At 65.3% G+C, this 26,573-nt stretch carries 19 protein-coding genes; 15 read left to right on the forward strand and 4 right to left on the reverse strand.

Annotation, left to right across the window (positions count from 1 at the left end; translation table 11 throughout):
* Nucleotides 1-24: 24 nt before the first annotated feature.
* The 4 genes from bluB to G9Q80_RS06965 all read left to right on the forward strand — a co-directional run bounded on the left by bluB (nt 25) and on the right by G9Q80_RS06965 (nt 5,962).
* Complete coding sequence (gene bluB / locus G9Q80_RS06950) at nt 25-720, forward strand: 5,6-dimethylbenzimidazole synthase (protein WP_088713909.1); 696 nt, start codon at nt 25-27, stop codon at nt 718-720.
* Between the two features lie 83 nt (nt 721-803).
* Nucleotides 804-2,252, forward strand: a complete 1,449-nt coding sequence (guaB, locus tag G9Q80_RS06955) for an IMP dehydrogenase (protein ID WP_043145171.1) — start codon at nt 804-806, stop codon at nt 2,250-2,252.
* A 154-nt stretch (nt 2,253-2,406) separates the two neighbouring features.
* Nucleotides 2,407-3,567, forward strand: a complete 1,161-nt coding sequence (locus tag G9Q80_RS06960; RefSeq protein WP_088713908.1) for an RsmB/NOP family class I SAM-dependent RNA methyltransferase — start codon at nt 2,407-2,409, stop codon at nt 3,565-3,567.
* A gap of 142 nt (nt 3,568-3,709) precedes the next feature.
* Nucleotides 3,710-5,962, forward strand: a complete 2,253-nt coding sequence (locus tag G9Q80_RS06965; RefSeq protein WP_082024736.1) for an ATP-binding protein — start codon at nt 3,710-3,712, stop codon at nt 5,960-5,962.
* Nucleotides 5,963-5,972: 10 nt separating this feature from the next.
* Here the strand turns inward: G9Q80_RS06965 and G9Q80_RS06970 are convergent, their stop codons facing one another.
* A complete protein-coding gene (locus G9Q80_RS06970; protein ID WP_088713907.1) occupies nt 5,973-6,563 on the reverse strand; it encodes a gamma-glutamyl kinase in 591 nt (196 codons plus the stop codon).
* 170 nt (nt 6,564-6,733) lie between these two features.
* Here G9Q80_RS06970 and recA point away from each other — a divergent pair, with 170 nt between their 5' ends.
* The 5 genes from recA (at nt 6,734) to G9Q80_RS06995 (ending at nt 12,029) form a co-directional block, all read left to right on the forward strand.
* On the forward strand, nt 6,734-7,801 hold the full coding sequence (gene recA / locus G9Q80_RS06975; protein WP_043145166.1) for a recombinase RecA: 1,068 nt from the start codon (nt 6,734-6,736) through the stop codon (nt 7,799-7,801).
* 142 nt (nt 7,802-7,943) lie between these two features.
* Nucleotides 7,944-10,634, forward strand: a complete 2,691-nt coding sequence (alaS, locus tag G9Q80_RS06980; RefSeq protein ID WP_088713906.1) for an alanine--tRNA ligase — start codon at nt 7,944-7,946, stop codon at nt 10,632-10,634.
* A gap of 1 nt (nt 10,635) precedes the next feature.
* The gene (locus tag G9Q80_RS06985; protein WP_074620940.1) at nt 10,636-10,923 is read left to right on the forward strand and encodes a DUF1330 domain-containing protein; all 288 of its coding nucleotides are present in this window, start codon (nt 10,636-10,638) and stop codon (nt 10,921-10,923) included.
* Entirely contained in the window at nt 10,920-11,390 is a 471-nt protein-coding gene (locus G9Q80_RS06990) for an MOSC domain-containing protein (RefSeq protein WP_088713905.1), read from the forward strand. The genes G9Q80_RS06985 and G9Q80_RS06990 overlap by 4 nt, the downstream gene beginning before the upstream one ends.
* A gap of 372 nt (nt 11,391-11,762) precedes the next feature.
* Complete coding sequence (locus tag G9Q80_RS06995; RefSeq protein WP_043145159.1) at nt 11,763-12,029, forward strand: hypothetical protein; 267 nt, start codon at nt 11,763-11,765, stop codon at nt 12,027-12,029.
* 164 nt (nt 12,030-12,193) lie between these two features.
* Here G9Q80_RS06995 and typA read toward each other — a convergent pair whose 3' ends face one another.
* Nucleotides 12,194-14,011, reverse strand: coding sequence for a translational GTPase TypA (typA, locus tag G9Q80_RS07000; RefSeq protein WP_088668607.1), 1,818 nt, complete (start codon nt 14,009-14,011; stop codon nt 12,194-12,196).
* A 311-nt stretch (nt 14,012-14,322) separates the two neighbouring features.
* Here typA and G9Q80_RS07005 point away from each other — a divergent pair, with 311 nt between their 5' ends.
* Nucleotides 14,323-14,907 (forward strand): outer membrane protein, encoded by a 585-nt coding sequence (locus G9Q80_RS07005; protein WP_043145151.1) that lies wholly within the window; start codon nt 14,323-14,325, stop codon nt 14,905-14,907.
* A gap of 74 nt (nt 14,908-14,981) precedes the next feature.
* On the opposite strand, the gene G9Q80_RS07010 is transcribed toward G9Q80_RS07005, so the two are convergent.
* Nucleotides 14,982-15,311, reverse strand: a complete 330-nt coding sequence (locus G9Q80_RS07010; protein WP_043145149.1) for an SMR family transporter — start codon at nt 15,309-15,311, stop codon at nt 14,982-14,984.
* Nucleotides 15,312-15,397: 86 nt separating this feature from the next.
* On the reverse strand, nt 15,398-16,936 hold the full coding sequence (locus G9Q80_RS07015; protein ID WP_088713904.1) for a trimethylamine methyltransferase family protein: 1,539 nt from the start codon (nt 16,934-16,936) through the stop codon (nt 15,398-15,400).
* A 300-nt stretch (nt 16,937-17,236) separates the two neighbouring features.
* Here G9Q80_RS07015 and G9Q80_RS07020 point away from each other — a divergent pair, with 300 nt between their 5' ends.
* From G9Q80_RS07020 to G9Q80_RS07040, 5 genes are all read left to right on the forward strand, one after another.
* A complete protein-coding gene (locus tag G9Q80_RS07020) occupies nt 17,237-17,806 on the forward strand; it encodes a hypothetical protein (protein ID WP_088713903.1) in 570 nt (189 codons plus the stop codon).
* A gap of 114 nt (nt 17,807-17,920) precedes the next feature.
* Nucleotides 17,921-19,606, forward strand: coding sequence for a methyl-accepting chemotaxis protein (locus G9Q80_RS07025; protein WP_133066113.1), 1,686 nt, complete (start codon nt 17,921-17,923; stop codon nt 19,604-19,606).
* A gap of 227 nt (nt 19,607-19,833) precedes the next feature.
* Nucleotides 19,834-23,235: a transglutaminase family protein gene (locus G9Q80_RS07030; protein ID WP_088713902.1), complete on the forward strand. Its 3,402-nt coding sequence runs from the start codon at nt 19,834-19,836 to the stop codon at nt 23,233-23,235.
* Between the two features lies 1 nt (nt 23,236).
* Nucleotides 23,237-25,636, forward strand: coding sequence for a circularly permuted type 2 ATP-grasp protein (locus G9Q80_RS07035; protein ID WP_088713901.1), 2,400 nt, complete (start codon nt 23,237-23,239; stop codon nt 25,634-25,636).
* 15 nt (nt 25,637-25,651) lie between these two features.
* Nucleotides 25,652-26,557 carry a transglutaminase family protein gene (locus G9Q80_RS07040; protein WP_349237770.1) on the forward strand — a complete coding sequence of 302 codons (906 nt, stop codon included), beginning with the start codon at nt 25,652-25,654 and terminating at the stop codon, nt 26,555-26,557.
* Nucleotides 26,558-26,573 lie beyond the last annotated feature (16 nt).

Here is a 26,573-nt window from a genome sequence, read left to right on the forward strand (position 1 = left end):
ATTGTCATTTTGCGGAGCCGAAGAATGCCCGATTCCCCAGTTGCGCCCGAAAAAGCGCGCAAGTTTGCCGCCTGCGAGCGCCAGGCGCTTTATGACGTCATCAATGCGCGCCGGGATGTGCGCAACGAATTCCTGCCCGATCCGATCTGCCCTGCGATGCTGCGCCGCGTGCTGGAGGCCGCCCACGCGGCACCTTCGGTTGGCTTCATGCAGCCCTGGAACTTTCTCCTGATCCGCGATCCGGCCCGTCGGTGCGCGGTTCACGCCGCCTTTGAACAGGCCAATGCCGAGGCCGAGGCCATGTTCGATAGCGAGAAGCGAAGCCAATACGCCGCGCTGAAGCTCGAAGGCATCCTGAAGGCGCCGCTGAACATCGCCGTGACCTGTGACCGGACACGCGGGGGCAAGGTGGTGCTGGGGCGCACGCACAACCGCGACATGGACCTGTATTCCACGGTTTGCGCGGTGCAGAACCTCTGGCTGGCGGCGCGGGCCGAGGGGCTGGGCGTCGGCTGGGTCAGCATCTTTCGACAAGAGGACCTGCGGGCGTTGTTGAACTTGCCCGACCATGTCGAGGTTGTCGCCTATCTTTGCGTCGGTCATATCGAAGAATCCTTTGCCCAGCCGGAACTGCAGGCGCGGGGCTGGCGCCGTCGTCTGGATCTGGATGACTTGATCATGGAAGACCGATGGCCGGGCACGCATGGGGCAGGGGGGTGAGACGCGGTGCCGCGCGCTCTTTCCTTTCCCCGCTGCCCGTGCGATAGGGACGCGCCAACCGATCCCTCCCAAGGAGTGCCCCAATGGAGATTCGCGAGGCCCTGACCTTCGATGACGTCCTGCTTGTTCCCGCGGCCTCGAGCGTGTTGCCGTCGACGGCAGACACACGGACGCAAGTGACCAAGTCGATTGCGTTGAACATCCCCCTTCTGAGTTCCGCGATGGACACCGTCACCGAAAGCCGGATGGCGATCACGATGGCGCAGGCCGGCGGCATCGGGGTGATCCACAAGAACCTCGGGATCGAGGAGCAGGCGCGCGAAGTGCGGCGGGTCAAGCGGTTCGAGAGCGGCATCGTCTACAACCCCGTCACCCTGCGCCCGGACCAGACCCTGGGCGACGCGCGGATGCTGACCGAACGCTACGGCTTCACCGGGTTCCCGGTGATCGACGAGGCGCATCGCGTCGTCGGCATCGTCACCAACCGCGACATGCGCTTTGCCGAGAATGACGGCACGCCGGTCCACGCGATGATGACCCGTGACAACCTGGCGATCCTGACCGAACCGGCGGACCGCGAGGAAGCCATCAACCTGATGAAGGCGCGGCGGATCGAAAAGCTGCTGGTGACCGACAAGGACGGCAAGCTGACCGGGCTTCTGACCCTGAAGGACACGGAAAAGGCGGTGTTGAACCCCACCGCCTGCAAGGACGGCCTTGGCCGCCTGCGGGTGGCGGCGGCGACGGGTGTGGGCGATTCTGGCTATGAACGCTCGCAGGCGCTGGTGGATGCGCAGGTCGACATCATCGTGGTCGACACGGCGCATGGCCATTCCGCCGGAGTGCTGGAGGCGGTCGAGCGTGCCAAGCTGCTGTCGAACGAGGTGCAGGTGATCGCGGGCAACGTCGCGACGGCGGATGCCGCGCGCGCCCTGATCGACGCGGGCGCGGATGCGGTCAAGGTGGGGATCGGGCCGGGGTCGATCTGCACGACGCGGATGGTGGCCGGTGTCGGCGTGCCGCAGCTGACCGCGATCATGGAATGCGCGGCGGCGGCCGGCGATGTGCCGGTGATCGCCGATGGCGGCATCAAGTTCTCGGGCGATTTCGCCAAGGCAATCGCGGCGGGCGCCTCCTGCGCGATGGTCGGCTCCATGATCGCCGGAACGGATGAAAGCCCGGGCGAGGTGATCCTCTACCAGGGCCGGTCGTTCAAGGCTTATCGCGGCATGGGCAGCCTGGGCGCGATGGCGCGCGGCTCTGCCGACCGCTATTTCCAAAAGGACGCCGCCAGCGACAAGCTGGTCCCCGAGGGGATCGAGGGGCAGGTGCCCTACAAGGGCCCGGCGGGCGTGGTGCTGCACCAGCTGGTCGGCGGGTTGCGCGCGGCGATGGGTTATACCGGCTGTGCCACGGTCGAAGAGATGCGCCGCAATTGCACCTTCGTGAAAATCACCGGGGCAGGGCTGAAGGAAAGCCACGTGCACGACGTGCAGATCACCCGCGAAAGCCCGAACTACCGGATCGGGTGAGCGCCGCTCCGGGCTTTGCCCGGCAAACTCTCCAATGGAGAGTTCGAGGCGCGAATGGCTGAGTCCCGGCGCGGAAGGCGCGCCGGGAACGGGTCTCGTCAAACCCGTGTCGCTGGGCTAGGCAGGGTCGATTGTCCCCGTTGGAGAACAGCCCATGACCCCCGCCGCCCGAGTTCAGGCCGCTATAGAATTGCTGGACCGGATCGCCGCCGGGCAAGCGGCGGAACAGGCCCTGACCAGCTGGGGACGTGCCGCGCGCTATGCCGGGTCAAAGGACCGGGCGGCGGTACGTGACCTTGTCTTCGACGCGCTGCGCTGCTGGCGGTCGACCGCGGCCTTGGGCGGCGGCGAAACCGGGCGGGCGCGCTTGTTGGGGCTGCTCCGTCTCAGGGAAGAAGATCCCGACACCATCTTTACGGGGCTGGGCCATGCACCGGCCCCGCTTGGTGCAGACGAACAGGCCGCCGGTCAGGCGCCGGAGGGGGCGGCGGCGCTGGATTTGCCGGACTGGCTGGCCGCCCGCTTCCGGGACAGTCTCGGGTCCGCGGCCGAGGCGACGGCGCTGGCCCTCCGCTCCCGGGCCGAAGTTTTTCTCCGTGTCAATCTGTTACGGGCGACGCCTGACACGGCACTGGCGCGTCTGGCGGAGGACGGGATCCTGGCGGAACCGCATGACCTCTCGGCCACCGCCTTGCGGGTGACGGGGGGCGCCCGCGGGATCATGCGCAGCAGCACCTATCTCGATGGCCTTGTCGAACTGCAGGATGCCGCCAGCCAGGCGGTGGTCGATCTGCTGCCGCTGAAACCCGGCATGCGGGTGCTGGATTATTGTGCCGGGGGCGGCGGCAAGGCGCTGGCGATGGCGGCGCCGATGCGGGGCGGGCCGGTCGTGGCCCACGATGCTGCGCCGAAACGCATGGTCGATCTGCCGGCGCGGGCGGCCCGGGCCGGCGCGGATGTTCGCATCACCGCCACGCCGGAGGGGGATTTCGACCTTGTCCTTTGTGACGTGCCCTGTTCGGGCAGCGGGGCCTGGCGGCGGGCGCCCGAGGGCAAGTGGCGCCTGACGGAGGCGCGGCTTGCGGACCTCTGCACGATCCAGTCCGAAATCCTTGATCAAGCGGCCGGTTTCGTCGTCGAAGGTGGTGTGCTGGCCTATGCGACCTGTTCGGTGCTGGCCGAGGAAAACGCCGCGCAAGTCAGCGCCTTCCTGGACCGCAGACCTGGCTGGGCGGTCGAGGTGCAGCGGCAATTCCTTCCTGAATCGGGTGGAGACGGGTTCTTTGCCGCGGTTCTTCGGCGGACCGATACCTGAAAGACACAACTTTGACGCGAGCCTGGGCGACAGTTAACGTCCCCTTAACGGTCTAGGCTGGCATTATGACAGGAAGCGAATCGTGATCCCGGGGGGCAAGGTGGAAGCTGCGATCGACATCGCGCAGAAACGACAGAACGGCATGACGCCCATCATCGGTGCAGCTGCACTGGTTGTATTGGCGACGCTTTCGCTGTTGATTTCCCAGGTGGCCACGGTGCGTTCGGTCCAGGTTGTGGCGTTGGCCGCCACGGGGGCGTTCGGGTGTCTCGCGGTGGTCTGGCTGCTGGTCGACCGGGTTTCCGGCGGGCGGCGAAAACGGCGGCTGGCCCTGCTTGCGGATTTCATCGAGACCGAACCGGCCTTCTGTTTCCTCACCGATGCCGAAGGCGCGGTGCTGACAAGCAACCGCACCGCGCGCGAACGCTTTGCCAGCGACGGGATCATCCAGCTGTCCACCATGCTGCGCGACGTCTTTGCCAGTTCCGAAGGGATCATCTACCGGTTGCAGCAAAAGGCGCTGACCGAGGGCGCGGCGGTCGAGGATGTCACCAGCCATTCCGAAGGGTACAGGATCTACGTCCGCGCCTTCCGGCCCGACATGATGTTGTGGCGGCTGGAGAACGAATCGCAACGTGCGGGCGGGCGGACGCGGGCCGACCTGGCGGTGATCTCGCTGGGGCGCAACGGGGCGGTGCTCTACATGAACCCGGTTGCGCGTGACCTAGTCGGCCAGCGGGTCAAGCGCCTGGATGACATCTTTGCAGACCTGCCATTGCGCCCCGACGGGGTACATTGTCTCAAGGGTGCCCATGCCGGGCAAAGCGTGCTGGTCCATAGTGCCGATATCGGCGGCGGGCGGCAGGAACTGGTGCTGTCCCCCATTGCCGAGGATTCGGGGCGCCAGGACCTGATGGGCAGTTTCGATGGCCTGCCGGTGCCGCTGCTCAAGGTCGCGCCGGACGGGCGTGTCCTGCGGGCCAACCCCGAGGCCCGTCGCTTGCTGAACCTCGGCCAGGGCGATCCCGGTCACCTCGCCGAGCACATGGAGGGGTTGGGCCGCGCGATCAAGGACTGGCTGCAGGAGGCTGCCGATGGCCGTGGCCTGCACCGGTCCGAGTTCCTGCGCCTGACGCGCGCCGACCGCGAGGTCTTTGTCCAGGTCACGCTGAACCGCGTGATCGAGGATGGCGAGACGGCGCTGATCGCCGTTCTCAACGACGCGACCGAGCTCAAGACGCTCGAGGCGCAATTCGTTCAGAGCCAGAAGATGCAGGCCATCGGCCAGCTTGCGGGCGGTGTCGCGCATGACTTCAACAACCTTCTGACGGCGATCTCGGGGCATTGCGACCTGTTGTTGCTGCGCCATGACCAGGGGGATCCGGATTACGGCGACCTGGTCCAGATCAACCAGAACGCCAACCGGGCGGCGGCGCTTGTCGGGCAGCTTCTGGCCTTTTCGCGCAAGCAGACCATGCAGCCCGAGGTCATGGACCTGCGCGACACGCTCTCCGATCTTGCGCATCTGCTGAACCGGCTGGTGGGCGAAAAGGTGCGGCTGACGCTGAAACACGATCCCGTCCTGCCGACGGTGCGCGGCGACCGCCGACAGCTGGAACAGGTGATGATGAACCTGGTGGTCAACGCCCGCGACGCCATGCCCGAGGGGGGCGAGATCGTGGTCGAGACGGAGCGCCGCGAACTGACGGAATCGATGACCCGCGACCGCGCGGTGGTGGCGCCCGGACTCTACGTTTCCGTCCGGGTGACGGATGAGGGCATGGGCATCCCGCAGGACAAGTTGCAGAAGGTCTTTGAGCCCTTCTTCACCACCAAGCGCACGGGCGAGGGGACGGGGCTTGGTCTGTCCACCGTCTATGGCATCGTCAAGCAGACCGGCGGTTTCATCTTTGTCGACAGCGTGGTCGGGCAGGGCACCTGTTTCACTCTGCTGTTCCCGGCCTTCGAGGCGCCCCGCCAAGAGGCCGTGGCCATCGAGCAGAAGACCGAGCGGAAGCTGCCCGAGCAAGGGTCCGGCGTGGTTCTTCTGGTCGAGGACGAGGCCCCGGTCCGGGCTTTCGCGGCCCGCGCGCTGCGCCTGCGCGGCTACACGGTGATCGAGGCGGAAACCGCCGAGGATGCGCTCAAGACGCTGGATGACGACGAACTGGCGGTGGACATCTTTGTCACCGACGTCGTGATGCCGGGAATGGACGGTCCGACCTGGGTGCGCAAGGCGCGGGAACGGCGTCCGGATACGCGGGTGGTCTTTGTTTCGGGCTACGCCGAGGACGCCTTTGGCGAAGGCAGCGAAGAGATCCCCAACTCCGTCTTCCTGCCCAAGCCCTTCTCGCTGTCGGACCTGACCGAGACGGTGCACCAGCAGCTCAACTGACGACGCGGACCTAGGTCGCGCTTTCCCAGGTCTCGAAATCCGCGGCACACTTGCGCCGCAACTTGGCGTCGATCTCCGGAGACAGAGACAGGTCGCGCCGGGGCGAGACGTTTTCGCGCGGAAGGTCGATATTCGTCCCCAGCCGGTCTTCGAGGAAGCCAAGCAACCCGGCCTGGTTCTCGTAGCGGAAGAGGTGGTTGACCGAGACACCGTTGGGCCGCGGCTCGACGAACTTGGCCTGGCTGCCGACATTGGCGAAAGGGGGGCGATCACCCCGCGCATAGGCATCGCAGAACTGGTCAAAGCTGAGCCCCCGCGTCGAGGTCGGCTTGCCGTTCAGGAAATCACGCTGCCGGTACCTGTACCAGGATCCCAGCCAGTCCACCGGTTCACGGATCACCGCCAGAAGCTCCATCTCGCCACCGATCTTCTCGAACATCGGGCGGAAGAAACGGTTGTATCGATAGACCGGCGCATGTTTCAACTCGGGCGGGTCCGAGACCGCCATCGACGCCAGGGGCGCCAGCGCCCGCGCATAGGCAGAAGTGCCGGTCTTTGGGACCGCCAGCATGACAAGGCGCGCTTTCCAGAACACGAGCATTCAATTTGTTCCCGTTTCGGTAACCTTGCCTTAACCCTCACGCGCCAAGCTGGAAAGAGAAAGAATTCACTTGAATTGTTCACGGTTTGATCCCATAGATTTGGGAACAAGAGGTGAACGAAAGCAGCGATTGCCGCGCTCGCCGGCATATGGAATAAGGATCGAAACGCATGGCAACGGCAGATCTTCTGAGCATGGACAACAAGCGTAAGGCCGAGAAACAGAAGGCCCTGGACAGCGCACTCGCCCAGATCGAACGACAGTTCGGCAAGGGCTCGATCATGAAACTGGGTGGCGACAATCCGATCAAGGATATCGAGGCCACCTCGACCGGCTCGCTGGGGCTGGATATCGCCTTGGGAATCGGCGGGCTGCCCAAGGGCCGGATCATCGAGATCTACGGTCCCGAAAGTTCGGGCAAGACGACGCTGACGCTGCACTGCGTGGCCGAGGAGCAGAAAAAAGGCGGCGTCTGCGCCTTTGTCGACGCCGAACACGCTCTGGACCCGCAATATGCCAAGAAGCTGGGCGTCGACCTGGACGAGCTGCTGATCTCGCAGCCCGACACCGGCGAACAGGCGCTGGAAATCACCGATACGCTGGTGCGCTCGGGCGCGGTCAGCATGGTGGTGGTCGACTCGGTCGCCGCCCTGACCCCGAAATCGGAACTTGAAGGCGACATGGGCGACTCGAATGTCGGCGTGCAGGCCCGCCTGATGAGCCAGGCGATGCGCAAGCTGACCGGCTCGATCAGCCGGTCCAACTGCATGGTGATCTTCATCAACCAGATCCGGATGAAGATCGGCGTCATGTTCGGGTCGCCCGAAACGACCACGGGCGGCAACGCGCTGAAATTCTACTCGTCCGTGCGGCTCGACATCCGCCGTATCGGCTCGATTAAGGATCGTGACGAGGTCGTGGGCAACCAGACCCGCGTCAAAGTGGTCAAGAACAAGGTCGCACCGCCGTTCAAGCAGGTCGAATTCGACATCATGTATGGCGAAGGCATCTCGAAGATGGGCGAACTGCTGGATCTTGGCGTCAAGGCCGGCGTTGTCGACAAGTCGGGGTCGTGGTTCAGCTACGGCGACGAAAGGATCGGGCAGGGGCGCGAGAACGCCAAGACCTACCTGCGGGAAAACCCGCGCGTCGCGCTGGAGATCGAGGACAAGATCCGCGCCGCGCATGGTCTGGATTTCGACATGCCCGAGAGCGATCCGGAACTGACCGAGGACTGATCCGGCGACAGGACGGATAGGCCAGGGGCGCTCTTCGGGGCGCCCCTTTGGGTGTCGGGTGCAACGGCGACAGGCGACTGTGGACACTTGCGGATGGCGCCGCTACATCTGCGCCGATCACTCGCCCGCAAAGAGGCCCGCAATGGCAAGCCTGAACGACATCCGCTCGACCTTTCTGAATTATTTCGAAAAGCAGGGACATGAGGTTGTGGCCTCCAGCCCGCTGGTGCCGCGCAACGACCCGACGCTGATGTTCGTCAACTCGGGCATGGTGCAGTTCAAGAACCTCTTCACCGGGGTGGAAAAGCGCGACTACAACCGCGCCACCACCTCGCAGAAATGCGTGCGGGCGGGCGGTAAGCACAATGACCTCGACAACGTCGGGTATACCGCGCGTCACCATACCTTTTTCGAGATGCTGGGAAATTTCTCCTTCGGCGACTATTTCAAGCCCGAGGCCATCCCCTTTGCCTGGGAACTGGTGACCAAGGAATTCGGCATCGATCCCAAGCGACTGCTGACCACGGTCTATCATACCGATGACGAGGCCTTCGAGATCTGGAAGAAGGTCGGCGTTCCCGAGGACCGGATCATCCGCATCGATACCTCGGACAACTTCTGGCAGATGGGACCGACCGGCCCTTGCGGCCCCTGCACAGAGATCTTCTACGACCACGGCGACCACATCTGGGGCGGCCCTCCGGGATCGCCCGAGGAAGACGGGGACCGTTTCATCGAGATCTGGAACGTCGTCTTCATGCAGAACGAGCAGTTCGAGGACGGCTCGATGAAGGCGCTCGACATGCAGTCGATCGACACCGGCATGGGGCTGGAACGGATCGGTGCGCTGTTGCAGGGCAAGCACGACAACTATGACACCGACCTGATGCGCAGCCTGATCGAGGCCAGCGCCGATGCGACCAGCGCCGACCCGGACGGGCCGGGCAAGATGCATCACCGGGTGATCGCCGACCACCTGCGCTCGACCTCTTTCCTGATCGCGGATGGCGTGATGCCTTCGAACGACGGGCGCGGCTATGTCCTGCGCCGGATCATGCGCCGCGCCATGCGCCACGCGCACCTCCTGGGTGCGCAGGATCCGCTGATGTACCGGCTGGTACCGGCCTTGGTGCGCCAGATGGGACAGGCCTATCCGGAACTGACCCGCGCGCAGGCCCTGATCGAGGAAACGCTGAAAAGCGAGGAAACGCGCTTCAAGGCGACGCTGGATCGCGGGCTGAAACTGCTCGACGATGAGCTTGCCGGGCTGGACGGCGACGCGCCGCTGCCCGGGGCCGCGGCCTTCAAGCTCTATGACACCTACGGTTTTCCGCTGGACCTGACGCAGGACGCGCTGCGTGAGAAGAACCGCGAAGTGGACGTCGAAGGCTTTGACGCCGCGATGGCCGAACAGAAGGCGCGCGCCCGCGCGGCCTGGAGCGGGTCGGGCGAAGCGGCGGATGCGACCGTCTGGTTCGACATCGCCGACACGCATGGCGCCACTGATTTCCTGGGTTACGACACCGAAACCGCCGAGGGCCAGGTGCTGGCACTGGTGGTGGACGGCAAGGCGGTTGACAGCCTGACCGAGGGTCAAAGCGGGTGGATCGTCCTGAACCAGACACCTTTCTACGGTGAAGCGGGCGGCCAGGTCGGCGATACCGGCTGGCTGCGCCGGCTTGAGAACGAGGATGACTGCGCCACTGTCAGCGACACGCAGAAGATGGCGGGCGGCAAGGTCTATGCCCATCACGTCACCGTGGATCGCGGGACTTTTGCCAAGGGCGACGCACTGCAGCTCGAGGTGGATCACGGGCGCCGCTCGGCGATCCGGGCCAACCATTCGGCCACGCACCTGCTGCACGAGGCGCTGCGCGAACGGTTGGGCGATCATGTCGCGCAACGCGGCTCGCTGAACGCGCCGGAGCGTCTGCGGTTTGACTTCAGCCACGGACAGGCGTTGAGCCTGGAGGACCTGCAAAAGGTCGAACGCGACGTGAACGCCTTTATCCGGCAGAACGCGCCGGTGAGCACCCGCATCATGACCCCGGATGACGCGCGTGAAATCGGCGCGCAGGCACTGTTCGGCGAGAAATACGGCGAGGAAGTGCGCGTCGTCTCGATGGGCACGCAGGCGGGTTCTGGCAAGGGCGCCGATGGGCAGACCTATTCCATCGAGCTTTGCGGCGGCACCCATGTGCGCCAGACCGGTGACATCGGCCTTTTCGTGACCCTGGGTGACAGCGCGTCCAGCGCGGGTGTGCGGCGGATCGAGGCGCTGACCGGTGCCGCTGCCTTTGACTACCTCACGCAGCAGGATCACCGCCTGGCCGAGGTCGCGGGCGTTCTGAAGGCCAGCGCCGTTGATGTGCCGGGCCGCGTCAAGGCCCTTCTGGAAGATCGCAAGAAGCTGGAGTCCGAGGTGGCGCAGCTGCGCCGCGAGCTGGCGATGGCCGGTGGTGCGGGTCAGGGCGCGGGCTCGGAAGAAACCAATGTGAGCGGGATTGGATTCTCCGCAAGCGTTATGGCTGGCGTTTCTGGGAAGGACCTCCCGCCAATGATTGATGACTTGAAGGCTCAAGGCAACGCAGGCGTTACAGTATTGGCGACGGAAAACGGTGGCAAGGTGGCGGTTGCAGTAGGCGTTGGGGATGAAATTTCCAAAGTCGTTTCCGCCGTTGATATTCTTCGGGCTGTAGTTGGGGCGCTGGGAGGCAAGGGCGGTGGTGGACGTGCTACGTTGGCTCAAGGCGGTGCGCCTTCGCTTGAGAACTGGAATGGCGCAATGGAAGCGGCGCAATCTGTAATTCAAACCGCTGTAGGGAGAGCTTGAGATGCCCGCACTCTGGATTGCCCATGTCACCGTGAGTGACGCCGAGGCCTATGGGAAATACGCCGAACTGGCCGGACCGGCCATAGCCGCGCATGGTGGAACCTTCATCGCCCGGGGCGGTCGTTTCGTGCAGCTGGAAGGCAAGGAACGCCCGCGCAACGTGGTGGCCAGGTTCCCCTCGGTCGAGGCTGCGGTGGATTGCTACCACTCCGACGCCTACCAGGAGGCCCTGAACCACGCGCGCGGTGCCTCCGAGCGCGAGTTGCTGGTGGTCGAGACCAGCGAGTGACACCGCTTGCAGAGCTGCGCCGGTCCTTCGCGGGGCCGGGGCGGCTCGACTGGATTGGGCTGCGGCCCGCGCGCAAAGCGGTTTTGGTTCCGGTGGAACGGGCCCGGATTACAACCGACGGGCTGGACGGGGATCATGGCCGGCCCGGCAAGCGGGCCGTGACCTTGCTGCAGGCGGAACATCTGCCGGTCATAGCTGCCCTGGTGGGGCGGAAGGACCTGCCGCCCGATCTGCTGCGGCGCAACCTTGTCATTTCCGGTATCAACCTGAGCGCGCTGAGGGAATTCGGATTGCGGATCGGCACGGTCCGACTGGCGGTCGAGGTGCCATGTGCGCCGTGTTCCCGGATGGAGCAGGTTCTTGGTCCCGGGGGCTATTCGGCCCTGCGCGGGCATGGTGGCTGGTGTTGTTCGGTTCTGGAACCCGGAGAGATCAGCCTGGGCGACCCGGTCAGCCCTGATTTCTGACGCATATTCCCGATCTCTTCCGTATATAGGCGCCTTTTCGCCCGCGGTTCGGGCGGCTTGAGCGGCCTCCTGCCGTAGTCCAGCACCCGCCATTGGGAAGATGAGTGATTCGTGCGACATTCCGTCCAACCCCTTGTCGGAGGGGCAAAAAATTTCGATTCCGGTAATTGTTCCCGTATTGGAAAAATATGAACCCGGTCCTGCAGGCTGGACCGTTGCAAAACTATGGCACCCCAACCACAGAATCTCTGAATTGGGCAGAAAATTGTGGTGTTTGCCCTTTTTTGCCACGCCAAGTCAGGAATTCCTGTCGCGCGGGCGCGATTTTCTTGGCTAGAGTTTGGATACCTTCAATTTCTTGGGAGAAAGTTCATGAAAAAAGTTCTTGCTGGCGCACTTCTCGCAGCCGCTTTCGCAGCCCCTGCGATGGCTTGGGAAGGCAAGGTCGTGGCCTGCTACGACAAGGTCTGGGTTCCGGCCAAATATGGCTACAAGCAGCATCTGATCATGGCCGCCCACACCGAGTGGGAATACAAGAACGGCCAGATGGTCAAGGTTCACTACCCGGCCGTCTACAAGGAGTCCAAGCACCTGGTGAAGGCGGGCTACTACGTGGCGAAGAAGGCTTCCTGCAAGTAATTAGCTGCAGGCAAATGTTACGGAAAGGCGCGGGGACTGCCACCCCGCGCCTTTTTCGATTTTACAGGGGCCGATATTCCCCTGTTTTTCAGCCTGTTGTCCGACGCTCTTGATGCGGAATCCGAGGTGGCCCCACCGCCAAGGGCGGCGGGGCCAAGGCAGGTTCAGGCGCCTCGCGCGGCGCGCTTGCGTTCGTGCGGGTCCAGATGGCGCTTGCGCAGCCGGATCGCGTTGGGCGTGACCTCGACCAACTCGTCGTCGTTGATGTAGGCAATCGCCTCTTCCAGGCTCAGCGTGATCGGAGTGGTCAGGCGCACGGCCTCGTCGGTGCCGGAGGCCCGCACGTTGGTCAGCTTCTTGCCCTTGAGCGGGTTCACTTCGAGGTCGTTTTCACGGGAATGCTCGCCGATGATCATGCCGGTGTAGACCGGGGCCTGGGCGCCGATCATCATCTTGCCGCGCTCTTCGAGGTTCCACAGCGCGTAGGCCACCGCTTCGCCGTTTTCCATCGAGATCAGAACACCCGCGCGGCGGCCCGGGATCGGTCCCTTATGCGGGGCCCAGCCATGGAAGACGCGGTTCAGGACGCCCGTGCCGCGCGTGTCGGTCAGGAATTCGCCGTGATAGCCGATCAGCCCGCGCGAGGGGACATGCGCGATGATCCGGGTCTTTCCGGCGCCGGCGGGCTTCATCTCGACCAGTTCACCCTTGCGGGTGCCGGTCAGTTTCTCGATCACCGCGCCGGTGTATTCGTCGTCGACGTCGATGGTGGCCTCTTCGACCGGTTCCATCGTCACGCCGTCTTCTTCGCGCATGATGACCTGCGGGCGCGAGATCGACAGTTCAAAGCCTTCGCGGCGCATGTTCTCGATCAGGACGCCCATCTGCAGTTCGCCGCGGCCGGAGACCTCGAAGGCTTCGCCGCCGGGCGTGTCCTTGATGCGGATCGCGACGTTGGTTTCCGCTTCCTTGTGCAGGCGCTCGCGGATCACGCGGGACTGCACCTTCTTGCCGTCACGGCCAGCCAGCGGGCTGTCGTTGATGCCGAAGGTCACGGTGATGGTCGGCGGGTCGATCGGCTGCGCCTCGAGCGGTTCGTCCACGGCCAGGGCACAGATCGTATCGGCCACGGTGGTCTTGGTCATGCCCGCGATCGAGACGATGTCGCCGGCCTCGGCCTCTTCGATGTCCTGCTGTTGCAGACCACGGAAGGCCTGGATCTTGGTGACCCGGAACTGTTCGATCTTCTGACCGATGCGGCTGATCGACTGGACCGTCTGGCCGACCTTCAGCTTGCCGGATTCGACGCGGCCCGTCAGCATCCGGCCCACGAAGGGGTCGGAGCCCAGCGTCACGGCCAGCATGGTGAAGTCGTCGTCGCGCTTCTTGATCTGCTTGGGTTCCGGAACGTGGTTCACGATCAGGTTGAACAGCGCGTCCAGATTCTTGCGCGGGCCATCAAGCTCGGCGTCGCACCAGCCCGACCGGCCAGAGGCGTAGAGATGCGGAAAGTCCAGCTGGTCCTCATCGGCATCGAGGGCAGAGAAGAGGTCAAAGACTTCGTCCAGGGCACGGTCCGGTTCCGCGTCCGGCTTGTCGACCTTGTTCAGCACCACGATGGGCCGCAGGCCCAGGGCCAGCGCCTTGGAGGTCACGAACTTGGTTTGCGGCATCGGGCCTTCGGCGGCATCGACCAAGAGCACCACGCCATCGACCATCGACAGGATGCGCTCCACCTCGGCGCCGAAATCGGCGTGGCCGGGGGTGTCGACGATGTTGATCCGCGTGCCTTTCCACTCGACGCTGGTGGCCTTGGCAAGGATGGTGATTCCGCGTTCGCGTTCCAGGTCGTTCGAATCCATCGCCCGTTCGGCGACGGCCTGGTTGGCGCGGAAGGCGCCGGATTGTTTCAGCAGTTCGTCCACCAGCGTCGTCTTGCCGTGGTCAACGTGAGCAATGATCGCGACGTTGCGCAAATCCATGAGACGGTTCCTTTGTCCGGAGTTGGCGCGGGACTAGCCGGGTAGGGACAAAAAGACCAGTGCCGATTTGCCGCAAGCCCATTGCAAGGGTGTCACGGATCACACCTGCGAGACTGCCGCAGGGAACCGGCGGAGGTTTGCCGGGCTGCTGGTGAAACTCAGCGGGCTTTGGCCGGTGACGCGGGGGAGGGCGCGCAACAGGGAACAACCGGGCCTCCGACCCGTTGAATGTACATCACGGGCCGTTACTTGCGGCTCAGCATGACGCGCTGTGCACTCGCAGCGTCAGGGAACCAGAAAAGGAGACAGTCATGAAATCGAGCATCTTTGCAGTGATCGCAGCGACCGCATCGCTTGGCGCCGCGCCCGTGCTGGCCGGCAGCATCGACCGCACCCCGGTCGAGGTCGAACCGGCGGCGCCCGTCGTGCCCGCAGCTCCCGTCGGCGTGGACTGGACCGGTCCCTACGTGGGCTTCAGTTTTGGCAACATGAATGCCCAGGGCGGCGGCACATCCGACAACGGTGGCGTCTACGGCGTCTATGGCGGTTACGATTATGACTTCGGCGATTATGTCGTCGGTGGTGAATTCGAATACCAGGATGGCAACGGTTTCAGCCTCGGCGGCGTCGACGTGGACAACGTGATGCGGCTCAAGGGCCGGGTCGGTGCCGACTTCGGTCGGACGCTGGTCTACGGGACCGCAGGCGTGGCGCGCATCGACAGCTCGCTGGGTGATGCGACCGGGCCGGTCGGCGGTGTCGGCCTCGACTACAAAGTGACCGACCGTTTCTCGATCGGTGGCGAGGCGCTGGCGCATAGCTTTGACGACGTCGGCGGTTCCGGCGCGGACGTGGACGCGCAGACCTACTCGCTGCGGGCAACCTTCCGCTTCTGATCGTCCCCCTCATGTGAGCGGAAGGCGCGGGCCCCCCGGAGTGATCTCCGGGGGGCTTTTTCGTTCAGCCGTGCCTAGTGAGGCGAGGTATTGGAGAAGAGGTGGATGACGAGGATACCCGCCAGGATCATGCCCATTCCGAGGATCGCGGGCAGGTCCAGTTTCTGGCCAAAGACGGCAAGGCCGATCACGGCGATGAACACGATGCCCAGCCCCGACCAGATCGCATAGGCGATGCCCACGGGAAAATACTTCAGCGCAATTCCAAGGAGGTAGAAGGCCGCGGCATAAGCCACAATGGTGATGGCTGTCGGCACCACGCGCGTGAACTGCTGGCTGGCCTGCAGGGCCGTGGTTCCGATGGTTTCGGCCAGCACGGCGAAGGCAAGAAAGACATAGGGCATGGCGGTCTCCGGAAATGCGCAGGCAAAGGGCTAGCGCGGGCGCGCCGCGGGCACAAGCCGCGGCGGGCCCCGGTCTTGCGTCCCGTTCAGGCGGGCAGGTGGATCGGGAACCGCGCGCGGATCGCCTTGTCCGTGGCGGGATCGAAACGGGCCGGGCTGCGCGTGGCCAGGATCTCCTGCTTGCGCGCCGTGGCCTTGGCCACCAGGTCCGGTTTGTCCATCTCTTCCCATTGGCGGGGCGAGGTGCGGTCGCCCAAGCGGGGATAAAGATGGTCGCGATGCATCCTGTCCAGGGTTTCCGGCGTGCCCAGGTAGTGGCCCGGCCCCCCCATGCAGACGGCGCGCATCTGGTCCAGGGCCAGGGTCATGTCGTCGACCTCGATTCCGCGCACGCAGCGTAGCGCCTGGCCGATCAGGTCATCGCCGAGGATCAGGCTCTCATGGCAGAACCCCAGCAGCGAGGCATGCATCCCCGCCGCCTCGTAGACCATGTTCGCACCGGCAACCCCGGCCAGCACGTTGGAGCACATCTGTTCCCAGCCCGCCTGCATGTCCGGCAGTTTGGAATCCGCCGCCCCGCCCGCAGTGCCGCCGGGCAGCCCGTAATGTGCATGCATCTGGGCACAACCCGCGCTGAGCAGCGCCTGTTCGCCCGATCCCAGGCACATGGCCCCGGTCCGCAGGTCCAGACCGAAGGGCCAGGTGCCGAAGATCGCCGGGTGGCCCGGTGCGATGGCGTTGACGTAGACAAGCCCGGCCAGGCATTCCGCCACCGATTGCACGATGGCCCCCGCGATGGTCGAAGGGGCGGTGGCCCCGGACATGCCGGCCGACAGCAGCAGAACCGGCATGCCGCCCCGGATGCAGGCCTCCATCGTCTCGCAGCTTTCCGAGGCGAATTTCATCGGCGGCACGACAAAACAGTTCGAATTCGACACGAAAGGTCGGGCGCGCCAGGCGGCTTCGCCCCCGGCGATCATGTGCAGCAGCTCCAGCGAGTCCGGCACGTTGGCGGGGTCCGAGAACGAGGTGCCCACCTGCTTGGTCGTCCCGGCGCAGCAGGCGTAGAGCGTGTTCAGATCCAGTTCCAGGTTGTCCGTGAGGTCACGGGCGACCATCGGGCGCTGGAGAAAGTGGATATTGTCCAGCTGGTGCGCTATCCGCGCCGCGTCGTGCAGATCCTGCAGGGTGCTTTCGCGGTAGGTTTGGCCGTCGATCTCGACCAGGTGCACCGCCGCCCCGGCGGTGCCGTAGTGGACACGCTGGCCCGAAAGGTCGAGGTCGAACCGGGGGTCGCGGGCGGGCAATGTGATGTCGCGCGCGGCCTTGGCCAGCATGTCCTCGACCAGCGCGGGCGGAAAGCGCAGGCGCCCGTCCTCGCCCAGCCGCGCGCCTGCGCCGGTCAGGATCTCGACCCCGGAGGCAGGCGCCCCGGACAGGCCGATCTCGTCCAGGGCAACCAGCGCGCTGGCATGGATGCGCGCCACCTCGATCTCTGTCAGCGGGCGGTAGCGCCCGCCGATGAGACCGGGGCGGACCGGGCGCTGGTCTTCGGAAAGGGCGGTGGCGCGGGCGGCGACTCGGGCGGCTCGGCCGCCACCACGGCGGGAAAGAGGGGCTGTCATCTGTGGTGTCTCCGAAGGAAAGGGGCAGGGATCAGGGGGCCGATTGCCAGCCCGGACGTCCCCGTGCCGCGCGCCCGCGGCGCGCCCCGATCTGGCGCAGGATCAAAGAGATAGCCGCATCATGCATCTTCATGCAAAGCAGCCTGTCTTTGCGGTGCGGTCCTGTCTGCGCGGAAAGCGACGCCATGTCGCTTTTGACATGACAACCAAAATAGTTTCAATTTTACAGTCGGTTAAGTGCCCGTAAACCGGGGACTGCATAGTGTGCCGTCATCCTGAACTTACACCGGAGACTCATGGATGAAACGTGCACTGCTACTGTCCGCCGCGCTGTTCGCGGCGGCGCCTGCCGCCTTTGCGGCCGAACCTCAAGAGGCCATGCAGGCCTATGTCGACAGTGAAATCATGGCCTGGGCCCATGACACCGCGATCGTCGAGGCGATCGAGGCCCAGAATGCCCTGACCGGCGGCTATGACGCGACGCGGATCACCCAGTTGGACGCAACCTGGCGGGCTGAGGTGGGGACAGGGTCCGACCTGGTCGATGGTGTCCTGATGAACGCGGCCGCGGATTTCCTCCGCGCGCGGATCGAGGCCAGCGGCGGGATGATCACCGAGGTGATCGTGATGGACGCAAAGGGGCTGAACGTGGCCGCCTCGGGCGCGACCTCGGACTATTGGCAGGGGGATGAGGCCAAGTACCAGGAAACTTATCCCAAGGGGGCGGGCGCCGTGCATTTCGGCGAGGTCGAATTCGACGAATCCAGCCAAAGCTACCAGGCACAGATCTCGATCACGATCACGGACCCCGACACGGGCAGGCCGATCGGCGCCATGACCGTCGGGGTCGATGCCGAAGTGCTGCTGTAAGGCCACGGCGCAAAACCCCAACTTCAGGCAAGGGACAAGAACATGACACAGGACGGCGGCAAGACGAGGTCAGGGGCGGGCCTGCACTCGGTATTCATCAGGTGCGCGGGCATCATGGCTGTGACCACGATCGTGGTGGCGGGCGTGCTGTCGGTACAATCCCTGCGGCTGGTCGACGACCTCGCCGTCAAGGGCGTGGTCGACCAGGCCGCGCGGACGGTCGAACTCAGCGCAAGCGCGCTGAGCAAGCCGATCCGGTTCAAGGCCTTGCCGAAGGTGGAAGAAGAAGTCTCGGCCGCGATGACCGCGGCCGGGGCCAACGGGCGCGCGACGCTGGTGTTGGACGCCGAGGGCGAGCGCCTGGCCGTCGCCGGCGAGGACGCGGCGCTGCTGGACAGTGTCGCAGGCCTGGCGGCCAAGGCGCTGGCCGAGGGTACGCGGATCAGCACCGACGGGGGGCTCTTGGTGGCGGAACCCGTCCTGGCCGGGCCCGAAGGACCGGTGATCGGCGTTCTTGCGATGGCCTGGAACGCCGATTCGGCCCATGCCGCCGTGCGCTCCGAGAAGATGGGCATCCTGCTGACGGCTGCGGCGGTCTTCATCGTGCTGCTGGGGGCGACGCTGCTTTTGCTGCAGCGCAGCCTTGGACGTCCGCTGCGTGAGGTAACAGAGGCGGTAAAACGGATTTCCGACGGGGATTATGACACCGAGATCGGGATGAGCGGCCGTCGCGATGAATTCGGCAGCATCGCCGCCCATATGCAGGACATGACACAGGCCCTCAGCACCGCGCGCGACGCCGAGGAAGAGCGTGCCCGCGACATGGAGCGCCAGGTCGAGATGGTGACCCATCTGGGCAAGGCTCTGGACGTTCTGGCGGACGGCGTGCTCAACCGTGAGATCGTGGCCGAGTTCCCCGAGGAATATGCCGCGCTCCGGACCAACTACAACCGCGCCATCGCCAGCCTGCGCCGCGTGGTCGACGAGGTTTCGGCCAGCGCCGGCAGCCTGCTGGACAATGCCAACCAGATCGCCTCTGCCTCGGACGATCTGTCCCGACGGACAGAGACACAGGCTGCCACGCTGGAGGAATCGGCGGCGGCCTTGGAGGAACTTCTGAGCAGCGTCAGTGCCGCAGCGGAAAACGCCCGAAGCGCCGACGACCAGGTGCGTCAGACCCGTGAGATCGCGGAACGCAACGGCGAGGTTATGCGCTCTGCCATCGAGGCGATGAGCGTGATCGAGAAGTCCTCGGAGCAGATCGGGGAAATCACCAGCGTCATCGACGACATCGCCTTCCAGACCAACCTTCTGGCCCTGAACGCCGGGGTCGAGGCGGCGCGCGCGGGCGAAAGCGGCAAGGGCTTTGCCGTGGTGGCGACAGAGGTGCGCGGCCTGGCCCAGCGCAGCGCGGCGGCGGCCCAGCAGATCAAGGAACTGATCACCGGTGCCGGCGAACAGGTGGCCAGCGGCGTCAGGCTGGTCGAAGAGGCGGGCGGCGCGCTGGACGACGTACTGACCCGCGTGGCCGAGGTGTCAGACATGATGACCGGCATCGCCAGCAGCGCCGGGGAACAGGCCCAGGGCCTGCAGGAGATCAATGTCGGGATCTCCAACCTCGACCGGGTCACCCAGCAGAACGCGGCGATGGTGGAGGAATCCACTGCCTCGGCGCACATGATGCGCACCGATGCCGGCGCGCTCAGCGAAACCGTCGGCCGTTTCGTCACCGGCTCCGATACCCGGTCACCGGGCGCCACACGGCCGGAGGCCGCAGGCGGGCGAACACGGGCCGCCTGACACGTCGAACATCGCGGGGCGGGCTGTCATGTCACGACGCCAAATGCGGCAAACGCCGTCCGCCTCGCTGCAAACGGCCCAAGAAATGTGCAAATGCCGCACTCTGTCACCTGCTTGCGGCAAAGATCGGCGGATTGCGCCCTGTCGGCATCTGCGGGTTTACATCGTCTCCTTGGACGGCTTCTCTGGCTTGAGGACAATCAGACCTTGGGACAGACGGAAACATCATGGCGATCACCGCGAGCATCCGGCATCTTACGCACTACAAGTACGACCGCCCGGTGAACTTGTCACCGCAGATCATCCGGCTTCGACCTGCACCGCACAGCCGGACCCGGGTGATCAGCCATTCGCTGAAGGTCTCTCCCGAGGGGCACTTCGTGAACCACCAGCAAGACATCTATGGCAACTGGCTGGCCCGGTTCGTCTTTCCGGAGCCGGTGACGGAATTCCGGATCGAGGTCGACCTTGTGGCCGACATGACGGTCTACAACCCCTTCGATTTCTTCGTCGACGATGTCGCCCGCGAATGGCCCTTCGAGTACCCCGAGGAAATAGCCCCCGACCTGGCAGTCTATCGCAAGACCGAACCTCTGACGCCCTTGCTGAAGAAATGGGTCGAAAGCGTCCCACGCGAGAAACAGGTCACCATCGACATGCTGGTGGAATTGAACCGCCAGCTGGAACAGGAGACGGAGTACCTGATCCGGATGGAACCCGGTGTGCAGACGCCCGAGGAAACGCTGGAAAAGAAATCCGGCTCCTGCCGCGATACCAGTTGGCTGCTCATCAATATCCTGCGCCACCTGGGCTTTGCCACGCGGTTCGTCTCTGGTTACCTGATCCAGCTGAAACCGGACCTCGAGGCATTGGACGGGCCGTCGGGCACGGATCACGATTTTACCGACCTTCACGCCTGGTGCGAGGTATACCTGCCCGGTGCGGGCTGGGTGGGGCTGGACCCGACAAGTGGATTGCTGACTGGGGAAAGCCATATCCCGCTGGCGGCCACGCCGCATTACAGCAACGCCGCGCCCATCGTGGGCGGCTTCAGCGGCCATAAGGACACCAAGACCGATTTCGACTTCGAGATGGAGGTGCACCGCGTCGCCGAACATCCGCGTATCACCAAGCCTTTCTCGGAAGAAAGCTGGGAGGCGCTGGATGCGCTTGGGCAAAAGTTGGATGCCGAGATCGAAGCGCAGGACATGCGCCTGACGATGGGCGGTGAGCCGACCTTTGTCTCGATCGACGATTTCGAAAGCGCGGAGTGGAACACCGCCGCCGTCGGCCCGCAGAAACGCGCCTTGGCCGACGACCTGATCCGGCGTCTGCGTGATCGGTTCGCCCCCGGTGGTTTCCTGCATTTCGGGCAGGGCAAATGGTATCCGGGCGAAACCCTGCCGCGCTGGACCTTCTCTTTGTATTGGCGGCAGGACGGCAAGCCGGTCTGGAAGAACCTCGACCTGGTGGCCAAGGAAACCGCGAGGGGCGCGACCGCCGCAGATGCCGAGGCCTTCATGACCGGTTTCGCCAAGGCGCTGGAGATCGGCACGGAATATGTCCAGCCGGCGTTCGAGGACCCGGCGGTCTGGATCCTGAAAGAGGCGGAACTGCCGGAAAACGTCACGCCCGAGGATTCGCGGCTCAAGGACCCCGAGGCACGCGCTCGCATCGCCCGTGTCTTTGAGCGTGGGCTGGACAAGCCGGCCGGTTTCATCCTGCCGATCCAGCGCTGGCAGTCGCGCGCCTTTGGCCGGGGCTGGCGGTCGGAACGCTGGCGGACGCGCCGCGGCCACCTGTTCCTGATCCCGGGCGACAGCCCCGTGGGGTTCCGCCTGCCTCTGGGCACGCTGCCCTTTGTCGGCCCGTCGGCCTATCCCTATGTCTATCCGGCGGACCCGACTGTCCCGGTCGAGGACCTGCCCGATTTCCACGAGATGGACGACAAGCGCCAGGCGCTGTTCGAGGAACTGCGCAAGATCGCACAGGAAGAGCGGGACACGCTGCCACGGACGACACCGGGCCGCGAACAGCCTGTGTCGCGCCTGCGGGCCGGCGAGCCAGCCGAGGTGCAGCGCGAACAGGCGGTCACGCCCGAGGGCGGTGTTGTCCGGACCGCCATCGCGGTCGAGCCGCGCGACGGCAAGCTGTGCATCTTCATGCCGCCGGTCGAGATGCTGGAGGACTACCTCGAACTGATCTCGACCGCCGAGCAGACCGCCGAGGCCCTTGGCCTGCCGCTGCATATCGAGGGGTATACGCCGCCGCATGACTCGCGTCTGAACGTCATCAAGGTGGCACCGGACCCGGGCGTGATCGAGGTCAACGTGCACCCCGCCTCCAGCTGGAAGGACTGCGTCGACATCACCAGCGCCGTCTACGAGGAGGCGCGCAACAGCCGCCTGGGCGCTGACAAGTTCATGATCGACGGCAAGCACACGGGCACGGGCGGCGGCAACCACGTCGTCGTCGGCGGCGCCACCACGATGGATTCGCCGTTCCTGCGGCGGCCTGACCTGTTGCGCTCGCTGATCCTCTACATGCAGCGGCACCCCTCGCTCAGCTACCTGTTCTCGGGCACCTTCATCGGCCCGACCAGCCAGGCGCCCCGTATCGATGAGGCGCGGCATGATACGCTCTATGAGCTGGAAATCGCGCTGAGCCAGATCCCCGATCCCTCGGAAGGGGAGCCACCCCAGCCCTGGCTGGTGGACCGGCTGTTGCGCAATATCCTGATCGACGTGACCGGGAACACCCACCGGGCCGAGATCTGCATCGACAAGCTCTATTCCCCGGACGGGCCGACCGGGCGGCTGGGTCTGGTGGAGTTCCGCGGCTTCGAGATGCCGCCGGATGCCCGGATGAGCCTGGCGCAACAGGTGCTCTTGCGCGCGCTTCTGGTGCGGCTGTGGAAATCGCCGGTCAAGGGCAAGCCGGTGCGCTGGGGCACCACGCTGCATGATCGCTTCATGCTGCCGGAATTCGTCTGGCAGGATTTCCTGGACGTGCTGCGCGACCTCAAGGAACACGGCTTTGACCTGCGCCCCGAATGGTACGAGGCGCAGCGGGAGTTCCGCTTTCCCTTTGCCGGGGAAATCGAGGTCGAGGATGTCCACCTGGAGGTGCGGCAGGCGCTGGAGCCCTGGCACGTCCTGGGTGAGCGCGGCGCGATTGGCGGCACCGTACGCTACACCGACAGTTCGGTGGAGCGGATGCAGGTGCAACTGACCGCGCTGGACCCCAGCCGCTATGTCGTCTGCTGCAACCAGCGGCAGGTTCCGATGCACGGGACCGGCACCAGCGGGCGCAAGGTGGGCGGCGTGCGGTTCAAGGCCTGGCAACCGGCCGAGGCGCTGCACCCGGTCCTGCCGGTCAATGCGCCGCTGGTCTTCGATATCTTCGACACCTGGTCGGGCCGGGCGATCGGCGGCTGCACCTATCATGTGGCGCATCCCGGCGGGCGCAGCTATGATACCTTCCCGGTCAACACGAACGAGGCCGATGCCCGCCGCCTGGCCCGTTTCCAGAAATGGGGGCATACGCCCGGAACCTATTGGCCGGCGACTGAAAACCCGCACCCGGAGTTCCCGATGACCCTGGACCTGCGGCGCGCGCCCTGGATCTGACATGGGCGAAACCGGCGCCGTTACGCCGGCGCGCAAGGCGCCACTGGACAATTATCTGCCACCCAAGGGGGTGGCAGATGAGCTTTTGCGCCCTGATGGAACGCTGCGCCCGGTCTGGAAGCCGATGATCGACCACCTGGCCGGGCGCAATCCGGACCAGGTGAACCAGGACTTTGCCCGCGGCGATCTCTATCTGCAGGATGCGGGCGTCTACTATCGCCAGTACACGGGCGACGAATCCGCCCTCCGGGACTGGCCGCTGAGCCATATCCCCGTCATCATCGGCGAGACCGAGTGGAGCAAGCTGGCCGAAGGCATCGCCCAGCGGGCGGAACTTCTGGAACGCACGATGGCCGATCTCTATGGCCCGGCGACGCTGGTCAAGCGGGGCATCCTGCCGCCCCAGCTGGTCGCGCGCAACCCGGAATGGTTGCGCCCTATGGTGGGGATCAAGCCGCGCTCTGACCACTACCTGCATTTCCTGGCCTTCGAGATCGGACGCTCTCCGGATGGCAGCTGGCTGGTGCTGGGGGACCGCACGCAGGCGCCCTCGGGGGCGGGGTTCGCGCTGGAAAACCGGATGGCGACGCTGCGGGTTTTCAACGATCTCTACCAGGAGACGAATGTTCACCGGCTGGCGGCCTTCTTTCGCACCTTCCGCGACAGGCTGACCCAGCTGCGCGGCCCCGAGCAGGGGCAGGTGGCGATCCTGACGCCGGGGCAGAACACCGACACCTATTTCGAACACGCCTATATCGCGCGCTACCTGGGCTTTCTATTGCTGGAGTCCGAGGACCTGGTCAGCGTCGACGGCAAGCTGATGGTGCGCACGATCAGCGGGCTGGAACCTGTCAGTGTGCTCTGGCGGCGGCTGGACTCGCGTTTTGCCGATCCGTTGGAGCTGGACGAAAGCTCTGCCCTGGGCACGCCGGGCATGGTGGGCACGCTGCGGTCTGGCGCGGTGACGATGCTCAATTGCCTGGGCTCGGGCGTGCTGGAGGCGCGGGCGCTGATGGCCTTCATGCCGCGCATCTCCGAGGCGCTGATGGGCGAGCGTTTGAAACTGCCCAACATCGCCACCTGGTGGTGCGGACAGGCCAGCGAGCGTGCCTATGTGGGCGAAAACCTGGAACGCATGATGATCGGCCCGGCGCTCTCGACCCAGTTGCCGTTCGAGATCGACAGTTCCACCGCGCTTGGCGGGCGGTTCCGTGACAATGCGCGTGGCCCGGTGCGCGACTGGCTGGACAAGAATGGCGGCGCGCTGGTGGGGCAACAGGCCGTGACGCTGTCGACCACCCCTGCGATGATCGACGGCAAGCTGATGCCACGGCCGATGGTGGTGCGCGTCTTTGCCGCCCGCACAAAGGACGGCTGGACGGTGATGCCCGGCGGCTATGCCCGCATCGGCCGGACAGAAGACCCAACGGCGCTGGCGATGCAAAGCGGCGGTTCGGTGGCGGATGTCTGGGTGGTCAGCGACGCGCCCGTGTCCACCGAGACGCTGTCGGGTCAGCAGCCGGGGCCGTTCATCCGGCGGATGCCCGGGCGGTTGCCCGCGCGCGCGGCGGACAACCTGTTCTGGCTGGGCCGCTACGTCGAACGGGCCGATTTCACCGCGCGGACCCTGCGCGCCTATCACCTGCGGCTCGAGGACAACGGCGGCACGCCGATGCCCGTCTTCGACCAGCTTGGTCGCTATCTAGAGGGGCGTGGGCTGTACCTGGCGGAACCCTTGCCGGATCTCTTTCTGAACCTGTTGGAACGGGCGCGCGGCTGTGCCAGCAAAGTGCGCGACCGGTTCTCTGATGACGGCTGGTACGCGCTGGACGAGCTGGAAGGGGCGGCGCGTGACCTCGCGGGGGCAGTCGACCACGGCGATGCGACGGGCCGCGCCCTGAGCCAGCTCCTTCGCAAGCTGGCCGGTTTCGCGGGCCTCGTGAACGACAACATGTTCCGCTTTTCCGGCTGGCGCTTCATGTCGATGGGGCGGGCGCTGGAACGCGGTGTCCAGATCTCGGACCTGCTGGCGGTCTTTTCCGCCAGCGGTGCGGCGCAGGGCAGCCTGGATGCGGCGCTGGAAATCGGTGACAGCGTCATGACCCACCGCCGCCGCTACTCGGTCGAGACGAACCGGAACACGGTGGTTGACCTGCTGGCGCTGGACCCGGAAAACCCGCGCTCGGTGATCTACCAGGCCGGGGTCTTGCTGGATCAACAGGCGAAACTGCCCCGGCCAGGCAAGTCCAGCCAGCTGACAGAGGTCGGGCGCCGCATCCTGCGGGTGCACACCGATCTGTCCGTCGCCACACCCGAGGTGCTGGACAGCGCCGCGCTGGCGAAACTGGCCGATGATCTGCAGGCGGTGTCGGATGCGATCCACACCCAGTACATGGGGTAGGGGATGCTTTACGACGTGACGCTTTCGGTTCGCTACGCCTATGCACTCTCCGCAGCGGCGGCACGGATGCACCTGCGGATGATGCCCGGCAACGGGCCGGCGCAGCGCCTGGTGTCGGGGCTGTTGCAGGCCGATCCGGCGCCGGCCTTTCGCCGTGACCGGGTGGATTTCTTTGGCAACGCGCTGACCGAGATGGCCTATGACGCGCCGCTGGACACGGTCGATTTCCGGTTCACCGGCCGCATCCGGCGGGACGACCTGCCCAAGGAACTGGACCTGTCCTGTGCCCTGGCGGACATGCGGCGCGAACTGGCCGAGGTGCCCTCGCTGGCGCCTGACGCACCGCATCATTTCCTGGGCGCCTCGGACCGGGTGGAGCCGGTGCCCTCTATCACCGCGTTTTCGCGCGGCATCACGCGGCTGGACCAGCCGGTGCTGACCGTGGTGGAGGCGATTTCGCGGGCCCTGCACGAAGAGATCACCTTTGACCCCACGGCAACCGATGTGACCACCGACCCGGCCACGGCCTTTGCCAACCGGCGCGGTGTCTGCCAGGACATCAGTCACATCATGATCGCCGCGCTGCGCGGGATCGGCATTCCGGCGGGCTATGTCTCGGGCTTCCTGCGGACCGAACCGCCCGAAGGCCAGCCCCGCCTGGCGGGGGCGGATGCGATGCACGCCTGGGTCCGGGCCTGGTGCGGCAACGAGGTCGGCTGGATCGAGATCGACCCGACCAACGACATGCGCGTCGGCGCCGACCATATCAGCGTGGCCATCGGGCGGGATTATGCGGATGTGGCGCCGGTCAAGGGATCGTTGCGCAGCTCGGGGTTTCACAGCACCCGCCACAGTGTCGACGTGATCCCGGTTGAGGAGCGGACCCCGGTCGAGGCGGTCGGGCGCAGCAGTACCGACTAGGCCGCGCCCGGAGGCG

This window comes from Mameliella sp. LZ-28, from assembly GCF_012274245.1.
GTDB classification, from domain to species: Bacteria; Pseudomonadota; Alphaproteobacteria; order Rhodobacterales; family Rhodobacteraceae; genus Antarctobacter; species Antarctobacter albus.